Origin of the sequence: Mesorhizobium sp. M1A.T.Ca.IN.004.03.1.1 (assembly GCF_003997555.1) — a bacterium.
Lineage (GTDB): Bacteria > Pseudomonadota > Alphaproteobacteria > Rhizobiales > Rhizobiaceae > Mesorhizobium.
The window spans coordinates 1-203 of record NZ_RZTV01001261.1 but is presented as its reverse complement, the minus strand read 5'-3'; the positions used below and the strand labels follow the sequence as shown (position 1 = coordinate 203).

Here is a 203-nt window from a genome sequence, read left to right as displayed (position 1 = left end):
TGCCCGCCGGTGAGGATGAAGCGCAGTGGCCGGCCAAGGGCATCGGCGAGCATGTGGATCTTGGTGGTCAGTCCTCCTCGGGAACGCCCCAGAGCCTGGTTCTGGTCCCCCCTTTTCCGGTCGCTGCCTGCTGGTGGGCGCGAACCAGGGTGGTGTCGAGCATGAGATATTCATTGTTGGGATCGTCGATGAGAGCTTTGAAG

Annotated in this window: 1 pseudogene; it reads right to left on the bottom strand. The window is 62.1% G+C overall.

Annotated elements, in window-relative coordinates:
* Nucleotides 1-203, bottom strand: a pseudogene (locus EOD29_RS35750) (IS5/IS1182 family transposase); the annotation flags it as partial.